9 protein-coding genes are annotated in these 13,338 nt (G+C 45.4%); 3 read left to right on the plus strand and 6 right to left on the minus strand.

Going from position 1 to position 13,338, the window contains the following annotated elements:
- Window positions 1-15: 15 nt before the first annotated feature.
- Window positions 16-1,137, plus strand: a complete 1,122-nt coding sequence (locus CFT61_RS08980) for a tetratricopeptide repeat protein (RefSeq protein ID WP_089544103.1) — start codon at window positions 16-18, stop codon at window positions 1,135-1,137.
- 13 nt (window positions 1,138-1,150) lie between these two features.
- The gene (locus CFT61_RS08985) at window positions 1,151-3,754 is read left to right on the plus strand and encodes a TonB-dependent receptor (RefSeq protein WP_089544104.1); all 2,604 of its coding nucleotides are present in this window, start codon (window positions 1,151-1,153) and stop codon (window positions 3,752-3,754) included.
- Window positions 3,755-4,025: 271 nt separating this feature from the next.
- Here CFT61_RS08985 and CFT61_RS08990 read toward each other — a convergent pair whose 3' ends face one another.
- Entirely contained in the window at window positions 4,026-6,377 is a 2,352-nt protein-coding gene (locus tag CFT61_RS08990) for a beta-glucosidase (protein WP_089544127.1), read from the minus strand.
- A 422-nt stretch (window positions 6,378-6,799) separates the two neighbouring features.
- On the opposite strand from CFT61_RS08990, the gene rhuM reads away from it, so the two are divergent.
- The gene (gene rhuM, locus CFT61_RS08995; RefSeq protein WP_089544128.1) at window positions 6,800-7,792 is read left to right on the plus strand and encodes a virulence protein RhuM/Fic/DOC family protein; all 993 of its coding nucleotides are present in this window, start codon (window positions 6,800-6,802) and stop codon (window positions 7,790-7,792) included.
- Between the two features lie 62 nt (window positions 7,793-7,854).
- On the opposite strand, the gene trmB is transcribed toward rhuM, so the two are convergent.
- From trmB to CFT61_RS09020, 5 genes are all read right to left on the minus strand, one after another.
- Window positions 7,855-8,625 carry a tRNA (guanosine(46)-N7)-methyltransferase TrmB gene (gene trmB, locus CFT61_RS09000; protein ID WP_089544105.1) on the minus strand — a complete coding sequence of 257 codons (771 nt, stop codon included), beginning with the start codon at window positions 8,623-8,625 and terminating at the stop codon, window positions 7,855-7,857.
- Window positions 8,626-8,797: 172 nt separating this feature from the next.
- Window positions 8,798-9,508, minus strand: coding sequence for an ABC transporter ATP-binding protein (locus CFT61_RS09005; protein WP_089544106.1), 711 nt, complete (start codon window positions 9,506-9,508; stop codon window positions 8,798-8,800).
- A gap of 38 nt (window positions 9,509-9,546) precedes the next feature.
- Window positions 9,547-10,947, minus strand: coding sequence for a DUF5687 family protein (locus CFT61_RS09010; protein ID WP_089544107.1), 1,401 nt, complete (start codon window positions 10,945-10,947; stop codon window positions 9,547-9,549).
- A 244-nt stretch (window positions 10,948-11,191) separates the two neighbouring features.
- A complete protein-coding gene (locus CFT61_RS09015; RefSeq protein ID WP_089544108.1) occupies window positions 11,192-12,148 on the minus strand; it encodes a glycoside hydrolase family 43 protein in 957 nt (318 codons plus the stop codon).
- Between the two features lie 61 nt (window positions 12,149-12,209).
- Entirely contained in the window at window positions 12,210-13,334 is a 1,125-nt protein-coding gene (locus CFT61_RS09020; RefSeq protein WP_089544109.1) for an endo-1,4-beta-xylanase, read from the minus strand.
- Window positions 13,335-13,338: the final 4 nt, after the last annotated feature.

The raw sequence follows: 13,338 nt of genomic DNA on the forward strand, positions 1-13,338 counted from the left end.
ACGAACAATATAAGAATGAAAAGATTTATATTCATCATCTGTTTGGTATTCCTTGGAATCATCGGAATATCAGCCAAGAAAGAACAAACTCCCATCCATCGCTTGATACTGCAGGGCGACAGTTGCATGAACGAGCATGACTCGTACCATGCCATCACCTATTACCAGCAATATATCAATGAGCATCCACACGATTTGAATGTTCTCAGAAAGCTCGCTTCTTGCTATCGTCTTCGTGGCGACAACAAGAAGTGCATCGCCTGCATGGATAGCATTCCTAACGACAGTCTCAACCATGAAGACTTGCGTATGATGTTCTATTCCTATCTTAATCTTGGCGATAAAAAAAAGGTAGAATTATATGGCATGACTATCTATGGCAAATACCCATACGACGGGGAGGTATTTGCCACCCTACTTCAGCAATGGAACAACTATGGGGAGCCTGAAAGCGTTTCAGCATTCGCCTTGTCGTATGTTGAAAAACGTGACTCCACGAACATTCTCATCAACAAGGAGCTTGCCTATTCACTCTATTTACAGCTTAGATACGAGCAAGCCATCCCTAGATACAAGAAGCTTATAGCCGATGGATTCGACAATTTTGAGTCTAACCTCGTCATAGGATTGTGCTATTATAACTTGGAAAAGTACCGAGAAGCCTATATCTATCTGAACAAGGCGGCAGAGATGAAGAAAGACAACCCAAATATGAACTGTCTCTTCTACTTGGGCATGACTTGCAAGAAGATTTCCGAACAGACTAAGAACATCGTGGAAAAGGAAACCCTGGCAAGACACGCCATCATCAACCTGGAACGGTCTATAACCGTGGCTTACCCTCGCAGTCGTGGACTATATGTAAACCAGCAACTTGCTGAGCTTTATTACTATAAAATGGAATACGAGAATGCAGGTCATGCCTTCGCCCAGTGCATCGAATATGATGACGAGGACGATCCTCACAACTATTATAATGCTGCGCAAATGTATATCGGAGCCAAGATGAAGCCACAGGCAAAACTCTATCTCCAGATGTTCTTGGCAAAAGCTGATAAGTTGAAGGATGAAAAGGAAAAAGCTAAACTTACAGCGAAAGTAAAGGAGCAACTAAAAGGTTTGCAAACAGATAAATAGAAAAAGGCGAATTATGAAGAGAATAATTATCAGTTTTATCGCTTTCTTTCTCTTGTTCTGCATCCCAATGGCGATGCAGAGCAAGAGAAACACTCCTATCTTACTCGATGACAATAACACTACTAGCGGGATTCATGGTTATGTAGAAGATTCATTGACCCATAACCGTCTAGCCAATGTCTCCATCACGCTGCTCCGCAATGGAAAGCCCTTGAAGTTTACAAGGACAAAGGAGGACGGAACCTTCGTGCTCCCTATCACCGAAAAGCAAGCCAACGACAAGGTGCAAGCCACGTTTATGGGGTATAAAAAGACAAAAACATCGATTTCATCGGGAAAAGAAACCATTATCAGCATGGCTTCAACAGCTTTTGTCTTGAAGGAAGTACAAGTAAAAGGCTCTCGCATCACGGGTCGAGACACCATATCTTTCGACCTCACCCGCTTTGCCAACGAACGAGATAACTCCCTGAAAGATGTACTGAAAAAGCTGCCTGGCGTGGATATAGAGAAGAATGGCCGTATCAACTACAATGGTAAGCCCATCAACCGATTCACTGTGGAAGGTCTCGACCTGACCGGTGTCAAATATAACCAGCTGGAAGAAAACATCAAGGCGAAAGATGTGAAAAAGGCCGAAGTCATCGAGCATGACCAGCCTATCAAGGCGCTCCAGAACAAGACCTTTACGGATAATGTAGCGATGAACATCGCCCTGAAGGATAGTGCCCGCGACAAACTGATGCCCACCCTCAAGCCTTACATGCTCGTAGGGCATCCGTCCCACATAGGCGGAAGCGTCAATATCATGCAAATTGGCAAGAAGAAACAGATGATGTATGATGCAGAATACGACAGAACAGGCAAAAATCTCGGCTATGCACTTACCCAACTCGCATCTTACAGCAATCGTCTGGCTCCTGCCTCCCTTCCATCATGGATATCAGTACCATCGCTTGACGCTCCTATCGACGAAGAACGCCTACGCTTCAACACCTCGCAAAAATACTCCATCAACCATATCAAGAAGAACAAGGACGATGCAGAGACTCGCATAGAAGCCAACTATCTTCATACGGTAACCCGACAAGAGCGAGAGAACATGAGTATTTACGACCTCGGCGGCGAAGCTCCCACAGTTACCACGGAGCACAACCACAAGACGATGATCAGCGATGCCTTCAATCTGCAATGGGAGAACAAGGTAAACAAGGCTGAGCATTATGGCAACGAGAGCATCAGCCTCAGCGCAGCACAAAGCGATGGTTTGTCAAACATCAACGACACGCTTACCCAACGTGTCCGCATCCCAAAGCTCGACCTCTCGGCAAGTATCTACCGCCTCTTCGTCTTCAAGAAAAGTCAACTCTCTTGGCGTAGCACTGCCGACTATCACCATGGTGTGGCAGACCTCTACGTTAACGACGAGCGCAATCGCATCCGCACCAACCTTTGGCATACAGCCCACGCCTTACAGTGGATGAGGAATCGCTTCCACTGGACACAGGAATATAGAATGAGTATCGACCTCAACAACATCTATGCGAAATATCAGGAAAGAAGCGATGAAATCGGCAAAAACAACGGATTCATCGAAAACAGTCACGATGAAATCGGTCAAAACAGCCTTAACATCACAGGGAAGTTCACCCCTTACTGGCAATACAAGACCGAGACGTTCCGTATGTCGTTCTCTCCCGATTTCATCTGGGAACGCTTCACCTATCCACAGAAAACTCTACTTACCATATCACCCTACCTTTACTTATATAAGAAATTGGATTTCCGTAGAGAGTTGACTATCTACACAGGATACAGTACAGGAACAGGCAATGCCACCAACTACGCCATGAAGCAATATCGTCAAAGTTATCGCTCTTGGTACACTTCGAGCGACATCATTCCGATAACTCGCTCTCTTTATGGCAAGTTGAGTTACGACTACAAACGCCCTATCAAGGAAATCTTCTTCAGCGCATCGGTCAATGCCAGCAAAAACTGGATGAACACGGCATCCGACCTACGCATCGAGGATGGCAAATACTATACCTCATTATATAAGCAGGACAGCAAGAGCGATAACATCGGAGGTTCGCTCTATATCTCCAAGGGTTTCTACGACCTTCATCTGAAGACCCGCCTGGAGGGCAGTTACAACTACAGCAAGGGTGAGCAATACAGCAGCGGCAAAGCCATCAGCTACACCGCCGACAACTATACTGTGAAGCCTAGTATCGACTTCTCGCCGTCCTGGTGTGCCTTTAGCTATGAGGGAGAATTCTCTTTTTACAACTCGAAACGTCAAAAAATGGCGAAGTCATCGTTATTTAATTGGCGTCAAAGCGTATCTGCCACCGCTACCATCAGCCATGTGGACCTCTCCTTCTCGCTCGTACATTATCGCAATGAACTGCAAGAGGGCAACCACCTAAACACCCTCCTTGGCGATGCATCGGCAGTTTGGAGAATGAAAAAGCTCCGCCTTTCAGCAGAGCTTCGAAACCTATTCAATAAGAAGAACTATATGGAAACCATCTATAGCGGCATCAGTACATTGACCGACAGCTATCATCTTCGCCCTCGTGAACTGATGATTTCCGCCCAGTATTCCTTTTAAACAAGAACTCCCATCTCAGAAAAGAGACGGGAGTTCTTTGCTTTTGAGGATAGGAAAATAGGTGCTGCGAAATTTATAAAGAAATAACTTTACAGACCAAATGTGGTGAAAAATATCTCTTAAGGGAAGATTTTATTTCCCTTAAGGAAAAATATATTTTCCCTTAAGGAAAAAAATAAATATCCTTAAGGGAAAATTTTCAATCTCTTCTTCCCCCATTTTCCGGGAGTTTCTTCTAGATTATCTCTTTCTAGAATATTATTTACACAGACTACTTCTGCTTCAGATAGTTCAACTGAACCTTAGGAGCGCAGGCATTGCTTGTCTTCTCGGTATATTCTGCCACCTTCAAAGTAGCAGTACCCTTGATGTTCTCTACATCACTACCTACCTTGAAGAGATAGTTACCTGCATCTACCTTCCACTGGCTGTGAGCCTCATCGAAGCTGGCGAGATCGCGCTTTTCAAGTGTCATCTTCAAAGTCTGGCTCTCACCTGGATTCAGCAACTTGGTCTTGCCGAAGGTCTTGAGTTCCTTGGCTGGCTTCTCGTAAGCGCCCTTTGGAGCGGTAACATAAACCTCAGCAACTTCCTTGCCGGCAACCTTACCGGTATTCTTGATAGTTACGCTAACCTCGATATTGTTGCCTTTTGCCTTGACAGATGGTTTGCCAAACTCGAAAGTAGTATAGCTCAAACCATAACCGAAAGGATAAGCCACATTCTTCTTGAAGGTGTCGAAGTAGCGATAGCCTACATAGATATCCTCCTCGTGGTTGCTATAATCGTAACCCTTGATGTTACCCTTGCTCCAATCCAGCAGATTCTTGTAGGTGTACATATCATAATCCTTGGCGAAGTTGGCGGTAGAAGGATGATCGGTAGCAGCGATAGGCCAGGTCATGGTCAACTTACCCGATGGATTTACCTTACCGGTCAGAATATCAGCTACAGAGTTACCACCCTCGATACCTGGCTGCCAAGCTACAAGAATAGCATCCACACGGTCTCTCCAGCTGGCTGTCTCCATCACAGAACCAGAGTTGATGATGACAATCACCTTCTTGCCCTTGGCATGGAAAGCATCAGATACACGGAAAATCATATCCTGCTCTATCTGACTGAGGTTGAACTCACCATTGATCTGGCGATCCATACCCTCACCTGCCTGACGACCGATGGTGATGATGGCAGCGTCTGCCTTTGGCTCCTCGCCAGCTACACAGCGCTCAGTAATCTCGATTTCATCGAGCTTTGGCTGACCCTGATCCAGGAACCACATCATCGGATTCTTGTCTGCCTTCAACTTAGCCTTGGCATACTTCACATAATTCTGATAGATTTCTGTAAGCTGAGGAGTAGTTGCCACGCCGATGTTCTTCAAACCGGTGACCATATCCACAGAATAGCCTACATTAACGGCTCCACTACCAAGACCACCCGACATGAAGTCGTAAGAATTGACACCGAAGAGCGCCACGGTCTTCAAGCCCTGGATAGGAAGAGCGGCATCATTCTTCAGAAGTACCATACCCTCGGTAGAACTCTGACGAGTGATGGCAGCATGAGCCTTCAAGTCTGGCTCACCACTATATTTATATCCCTTGAATCGAGGAGTCTTCACGATATATTCGAGCATACGGCGAACATTGCGGTCCACATCCTTGATATCCAGCTTGCCATTCTTTACAGCATCAACAATATCCTGCACCTGTGCTGGATAACCCGGCATCATCAAGTCGTTGCCTGCCTCAACTTCCTGTTCCAGCGGAAGGTCGGCACGCTTACCAATCCAGTCGGTTTCCACAATTCCCTTATATCCCCAGTCGTTGCGGAGAATATCGGTAAGGAGACCCTTGTTGCCCTGGGCATAAACACCATTGATTTTGTTATAGGCAGACATAATAGTCCAAGGATTGCTCTTGCGAACCATCATCTCGAAACCCTTCAGATACAACTCACGGAGAGCACGCTGGCTCAATCGCTCATCCACCTTGGTACGGTCAGTTTCCTGAGAGTTTACGGCAAAGTGCTTGGCACTCACGCCCACGCCCTGGCTCTGTACACCCTGAACAAAGGCGGTTCCGATAAGACCTGTTACGATTGGATCTTCTGAATAATACTCAAAGTTACGGCCGCAGAGCGGATTGCGGTGCAGGTTCATACCCGGTCCGAGCACGACATCACAGCCATACTCCAGGGTTTCGTTACCGATAGCCTCACCCACCTTGCGCACCAGGTCGGTGTTCCAGGTAGAAGCCAGACAGGTTCCGATAGGGAAACCGGTAGCAAAATAGCTACGGCTGTCACCTTCGCGATGAGCATCGATATGAACACCGGCAGGACCATCACACTGTACGGTAGTAGGAATGCCGAGACGAGGGATGGCTACAGTAGTACCCGCAGCACCCGGCACGAACTTCTTCTGATGTCCGAGCATAGCGCCACTGCCCACGAATCCATCGTTACCACCGCCCACCAGCATCTGGGCTTTTTCTTCCAAGGTCATCGCCTTGATTACTTCGTCGATGTTGTTGGCATTCAGCTGAGGTGCAGATTGCGCCATCATTGTAGTTGCCATTGCTCCTGCCGCAACGGTAAGAGCCAATTTCTTGTAGTTCATCATTTTGTCGTTTATTTAGTTAGTTATTACTTTTCTGTTCTTTTAGTCGTTTCGTCAGTTCCATACAGTCCCTGAGAATACTGCATTTCTTCAAAAACTTGCTGCAAATTTAATAAAATAAGGTGGAAACACCAAGCATTTCCACCTTTTTTTCTTGAATTCAACAAGATTATTCCCAGATTTAACAAAAGATATAGTAAGAGAATAACAAACTATACATATCCCTAGCCTAAGACTAGTCATGATATTTAATCTGGAAGTAATCAAAAACAAAACATTCCTTCCATTTCAATCTTTCGCAAATTTCGTCAAAAAGAAGAAAAAATACTCGAAAACCTTGTAGGAATCAGATAATTATCGTATCTTTGCCGAATTATCCAAAAGTTGGGTACTAGAGTAAGGACATTTAAATAATGAAAGGTATGGAGCAGGGAAATTCTTCCATCGAAATCTATCGTTCCCCAGAGGGCAACATAGAGCTGAATGTAAAATTAGAAAATGATACCGTTTGGCTTACACAAAGCCAAATGGCAGAGTTGTTTGCTGTTGACAGAACATCTGTTACACGACACATTCGCAACATTTACAAGAGTCAAGAACTAGACGAAAAGTCAACTTGTGCAAAAAATGCACAGGTTCGTTTTGAGGGTAAGAGACAAATCATTCGTGATATTCCTTATTATAATCTTGACATGATTATTTCGGTAGGGTACAGAGTGAATAGCAAGAATGCGACCTCTTTCCGCCGTTGGGCAACCTCTATCTTGAAGCAATACATTATCAAGGGTTATGCCATCAACCAGAAACGCCTAGACAATTACAACGAACTGAAAGAAGTGGTTCGTTTGATGTCACGTGCGATTACATTACAAGATCAGGTTTCAGAAGGTGAATATAACGGACTATTCAATGTCATCAGCGACTATGTTTATGCCCTGGATACTCTCGACAAATATGATTATCAGACATTGCTTATAGACAAGACGACTCAAGCCGAACCATTCCATGCCACCTACGAAAATGCAATGGAAGCCATCAATGCCTTGAAAGAAAAGTTTGGAGGCAGTAAATGGTTTGCCAATGAGAAGGATGATTCATTCAAGAGCAGCATAGGTCAGATTTACCAAACCTTCGGTGGTGAAGAACTCTACGCTTCGGTAGAAGAAAAAGCAGCCATGCTGCTCTACCTTGTCGTAAAAAACCATTCATTCAGCGATGGCAACAAGAGAATTGCGGCCATGCTTTTTCTTTGGTTTATGGAGAAAAATGGCATTCTGTATGCAGAAAATGGACATAAGAGGATTGCCGACAACACACTCGTAGCACTGACTCTGATGATTGCAGAAAGCAGAACTGAGGAAAAAGATGTAATGGTAAAAGTAGTCGTCAACTTGATTAACAAAGACAATCAATAAGAATTGCCATTAAAAAACCGCACAACAGCTATTGTGCGGTTTTAAATATATATTGCGATAACTTACTTCGCTGTATCCTTTGAGCTTCGCTTATCACGGCGATAACTGCGATAATCATCCAGCGGAATCTCAATATCAGGTTCCACCAGCTCGCCCTCACGTGGCAAGGCGAACTTCTGATACTTGATGTTCAAGCCACGCTCTATCCACATACTCTCATAATAGGTCTGGATAGAGAGAATCTTACGGGTTTCCTCATCGATACCCTCCTGATGATAGAGGTCCTCGGTGCGGAAGAGCACAGGCAGATGGTTGGCATCCACCATATAAGTGGTATAGGTGAAGAGGAAGTTGGAGTCCGTCTTCAGATGGATGATACCGCCATCCACGAGGAAGTGGCGATAACGGTTCATGAAGTATGTAGATGTAAGACGCTTGCGAGGGTTCTTCATCTGCGGGTCAGAGAAGGTGAGCCAGATTTCCTGCACCTCATCCTCGGCAAAGAAGCGGTCGATAATCTCGATGTTGGTACGGAGGAAAGCCACGTTTTTCTGTCCTTCCTCTATCGCCTTCTTGGCACCGGTCCACATTCGTGCGCCCTTGATATCCACACCGATGAAGTTCATCTCTGGATAGAGCTTGGCAAGTTCCACGGTATATTCACCCTTGCCGCATCCCAACTCCAGCACGATAGGGTTATCATTGTGGAAATACATCTCACGCCACTTGCCCTTCATATCGAAAGGCACGTCATCTACAACACTATATGGATACTGGAACACGTTCTCGAAACGCTCCATATCCGCAAACTTAGCTAATTTTCCTTTGCTCATTGATTCTTTTTTTCTTCGTTTGGGTACAAAGGTAATCATTTACCGATAATTATACAAATCGTATAATAGAAATTGTATAATATTAACGTAAAAAGAATCGCCAGAAAGCTATTCTGTAGCTTCGCTGGCGATTCTGAGAGAGAGAGAGATTTATCTATGTAATATCGTGTTCTTATTCCGCCTGAATACCGAAGTACTCGTTGAGTTCGGCGATGGCAGCACCATCAGCATTAGGAAGATCCTTCACCAGCTTGCCTTTCTCCAGCAGGAGGATGCGAGAGGAGATGTCGGCAATGAAGTTGAGGTTATGGCTGGAGATGATGACCGTGGTGCCCTGCTCCTTGCAGATACGCTGAATCATGTGGGCGATAGTCATCTGAGAAGAAGGATCAAGATAGTTGAAAGGCTCATCCAGAAGAAGGACCTTCGGATTGATGATCATCGCTCCAATGATGCCAATCTTCTGTCGGTTGCCCTGAGAGAAATCACGGAGATACTTCTTGGTTCCCATGATTTCATCGTGCATAAAGCCCTCAAACTGCGCCAGTCGCTCCTGCAAGGTCTCATCGTCGATGTTATAGACATCAGCGATGAAATCGAAGTATTCCTCAGGGGTGAGGAAGTCGATGAGGAATCTGCCGTCGATGTAACTGCCGGTATATTCCTTCCAGGTTTCACTCTCGTTCACCTTCTGTCCATTGCTTTCCACGAAACCATCATCAGCCTGAATCAGATCGAGAATCAGACGGAGCAAGGTGGTCTTGCCCGCACCATTATTACCTACGAGTCCTATCAGCTCGCCCTTTGCAACACCCAGATTATCAATATCGAGTACGGTATTGCCATTATATATCTTTTTGAGATTCTGAATCTTGATATCCATTGTTCTAATGTTTTTAATGTGTAGTGTTTAATGTTTACTTAATTTTCCATGAACTTCTCCATGCGCTTATACTTGTTCTTCTCGAAGATGGCAGCAATCTTGGCGATGAACCATTTATGGATGGCGATGCTGATGACTGCCAGCGCTACGCAGGTGATAAACCATGCCGTCTCACCGAAGAAATGATAGATGGCACAGACACCTGCCAGCGGGAAGAGGAAGGCCATGGCATAAAGATTGATCTTCAGATTCGCTCCCTGCATGCTGAACATGGAAGTCTGGAATATCTCCAGACGGGAAGAGAAGAGTGCTGTAGGCAGATTAAAGAGATTGATGAATACTGCCAGACAGAAACCGCTGATGAGCACCTGGATTCCGATTCCTGCCTCCAGGAAAAGGAACGGAAGGGTGAGCAGCAAGGCGACAGCACTCACTACCATATAATAATAGAAGCAATTCTGCAGCATCTGCTTTACCTTTACCGGCTTGGTCATCAAACCATGGAAGAAGTTTGCCTCAATACCAAAGGTCCATTGCGATAATACCACCGATGGCAGCAGGATGGCACCTGCCACATAGAGAGTAGTCATAGCCACCTTATCCCCCATTTCCTGTCCCGGCTCTAAAGGCATCAGGGCGAAGAGATAGGCATCGAAAAGGAAGATGGCGGTAATCATAATCACCATTGTACGGACACGTTTTGCTCTCAATGTGCCGATATATTGCAGGCTGAAGAGATTGATATGGCTGAATCCACGGAACTTGGAAACCTTCTGCTTCTGCTCGTTATAAATCTTTTCGTGATAGAGATAGGCGGTAAGTCCGGTGAATACCGCTCCTGCAAGGAAGAAGAGACCTATCCATCCCATATATACCGGGAAGAAAGAAGCCACAAACATATATCCTATCAGCACGGCAAACATTCCCATCCATCCCAGTATCAAGGGCCATTTCAGAATCCACTCCGTAGCCTTGCGGTAACAGGTGATATAGATGCCGTTGACAAAAGAGAACTCCAGGAACAGGAAGAAGCTGGCTACAACCTCACTTGCCGGCAGGAGATAGATGAACACCGGAAGCGTAAGCACCGGAAGCACATAGTTCCAGAAGCTCACGAGATTGGTAGTGAGCAGAAACTTGTTCCAGATTTTCTCTGGCACAGGGCGCGACTTCACATAATCATCCATTGCCGTAATATCCCGCTTCATCACCATCTTCATGATGATGTCTGGAATCAGCATGCCGATTACGATGCCCGCACCCAACAATGCCGGCATATCTTCACCCTCAAGTTCTCCTCCACTCTCGGTGAAGCCCTGGTAGAAGCCCACGCCCACCATCACATACAGGAAGATGATGTAGCACGCCACGACGGCATCTCTCTTGCGGAAGTTACGGCGCTGTTGCAGCCACCATAACCTTAACAGTAATTTCAACATAATTCTTTCATTTCATTGGTTTATGGATGCAAAGGTAAATAAAAAACTGAGAAATCTATGACAAAACGAAAGAAATAACTTAAAAATAACATTAGATAAGAAACAATTTGCAAGAAGAACTGAGAAGTTATAAGAGAAAAAACAAAAAAGCAGCATCTTCATCCCGAAGATGCTGCTCGTTTCTAACTAAAACTAACTCATGTATCAACTATTCTCCAAAACTATTAAAACCTAAAAAACAATTCTATTTTACCGGCAAGATGTTACCCTCCTCATCATAGAAGAGAGGAGCCACCTTTACGCTGCGAAGCCAGGTTGTATCATTTGATGGCACGCAGTCGTGATGGAACAGATACCACTGTCCCTTATACTCGCAGATGCTGTGATGGGTTGTCCAACCTACCACCGGCTCCAGAATAACGCCCTTGTAAGTGAACGGACCATAAGGATTATCACCTACTGCATAGCAGAGATAATGGGTATCACCCGTAGAGTAACTGAAGTAATACTTGCCCTTGTACTTGTGCATCCAGCTAGCCTCGAAGAAGCGATGAGGATCATCGGCTGGCAACACCTTACCCTCCTCGTCAACGATGACAACAGGCTTTGGCATCTCAGCAAACTGCTGAACATCATCAGTCATCATGGCTACACGGGATGGCAACGGATTCTCCTTGCCTTCTGGAAGATGCTCATCCTTCAGTGCCTTGTTGTCCTTGTACCACTGAAGCTGACCGCCCCAGATACCACCGAAGTAGCAGTAAATCTTGCCATCATCATCCTTGAACACGCAAGGGTCGATGCTGTATGACTTGCGGATTGGGTCGGCATTCGGAACGAAAGGACCTTCAGGCTTATCAGCCACAGCCACACCGAGATGGAACACGCCATTATAATCCTTGGCAGAGAAGATAAGATAGTACTTGCCATCCTTCTCCACTACATCATTGTCCCACATCTGCTTCTCAGCCCATGGCACATCCTTTACATCGAGAATCACACCATGATCGGTTACCTCACCTTCCATCACATCGTCCATAGAGAGAACATGATAGTCTTTCATCTGGAAGTGACCGCCATCATCGTCGAAGCTTTCGCCGCTGTCCCAATCATGGGATGGGTAAACATACAGGCGACCGTTAAACACATTGGCAGATGGATCTGCCATATAATCCTTAGGGAACAAATATCTTGCTTTCATTGTTATCTTATATTTAAAGAGATTGATGATATTATCTTATGAGATTCTATTTGAAGAGATCTTATTTAAAGAGATTGACGATTTCCTTCACCACTGGCTTCACCTCGTTGTTGCGGTCGATGAGCAGTGGATAGTTGGTTCTGCCAGGGATAGGCCAGCCATTCAACCAAGAGTGACCATCGTTGACACCCCAGAAGGTTACACGGCTGATGACATCCTTGTGACGCTCTACAATCTTGAAGAGATCGAGATAACGCTGGTTGAAGAGTTTCTGTGCCTTCTTGTTAAGTCCCTTCACGTATGGATTGTACTTCTTCTGAAGTTCAAACTTCTGACTGATTTCCGCACCGCCGAATCCTTCCGGATTAGGAAGCATGTTCATATCCAGCTCAGTCAGCATCACCTTGACACCTTCACCTGCAAAAGCCTCGATGCTCTTCTCATACTCAGCATAATCAGGATAATCAAAACCATTGTGGCTCTGCATACCTACAGCATCAATACGGAGACCCTTCGCCTTCAAATCGCGAACCAGCTTGCAAATAGCCTCACGCTTGGCTGGCTTCGAAGTAGAATAATCATTGTAGTAGAGTTCTACGTTTGGATCAGCCTCATGCGCAAAGCGGAAAGCCAGTTCGATGAACTCCGGACCGATAATCTTATAATATAGAGACTTGCGGTAAGAGCCATCATCCTCGAAAGCTTCGTTCACAACGTCCCATCCCTTTACTCTACCTTTATAATGAGTAACCACATTCATGATGTGATTATACATTCTGCCAATGAGCACTTCACGGCTTACCAGATTACCCTTATCATCGGTAAACATCCACTTAGGTGGCTGAGAGTGCCATACCAGACAATGACCTATCAAGGTCTTGCCGTTCTTCTCAGCCCAGTCAGCCAGCTTATCGCCATCGGTGAAATCAAAACGATTCACCTCCGGATGATTTTCCTCGCCCTTCATACAGTTCTCGGCAACCACCTGGTTAAACTGCTTCTTCACTACTTCCTCACCTGCCGGGTCTTGTCCGTCTGTCAGAGAAGTATTAACGGCTGCACCCACCAGGAAATATTTGCTCATGGCCTCCTGGAATGTTGGGATTGTCGTATTATTATTGCCTTTCTGGGCAAAAGCTGCAGAAGCAAGCATCAAGCCCAAGGCAAAAGTTGATATTTTCTTCATGTCT

It is taken from the genome of Segatella copri (genome assembly GCF_002224675.1).
GTDB classification, from domain to species: Bacteria; Bacteroidota; Bacteroidia; order Bacteroidales; family Bacteroidaceae; genus Prevotella; species Prevotella copri_U.

Coding starts and splice junctions, on each gene's coding strand:
- CFT61_RS08980 (WP_089544103.1), top strand. CDS start 16: ATGAAAAGATTTATATTCATCATCTGTTTGGTATTCCTTGGAATCATC.
- CFT61_RS08985 (WP_089544104.1), top strand. CDS start 1,151: ATGAAGAGAATAATTATCAGTTTTATCGCTTTCTTTCTCTTGTTCTGC.
- CFT61_RS08990 (WP_089544127.1), bottom strand. CDS start 6,377: ATGAACTACAAGAAATTGGCTCTTACCGTTGCGGCAGGAGCAATGGCA.
- rhuM (WP_089544128.1), top strand. CDS start 6,800: ATGGAGCAGGGAAATTCTTCCATCGAAATCTATCGTTCCCCAGAGGGC.
- trmB (WP_089544105.1), bottom strand. CDS start 8,625: ATGAGCAAAGGAAAATTAGCTAAGTTTGCGGATATGGAGCGTTTCGAG.
- CFT61_RS09005 (WP_089544106.1), bottom strand. CDS start 9,508: ATGGATATCAAGATTCAGAATCTCAAAAAGATATATAATGGCAATACC.
- CFT61_RS09010 (WP_089544107.1), bottom strand. CDS start 10,947: ATGTTGAAATTACTGTTAAGGTTATGGTGGCTGCAACAGCGCCGTAAC.
- CFT61_RS09015 (WP_089544108.1), bottom strand. CDS start 12,148: ATGAAAGCAAGATATTTGTTCCCTAAGGATTATATGGCAGATCCATCT.
- CFT61_RS09020 (WP_089544109.1), bottom strand. CDS start 13,334: ATGAAGAAAATATCAACTTTTGCCTTGGGCTTGATGCTTGCTTCTGCA.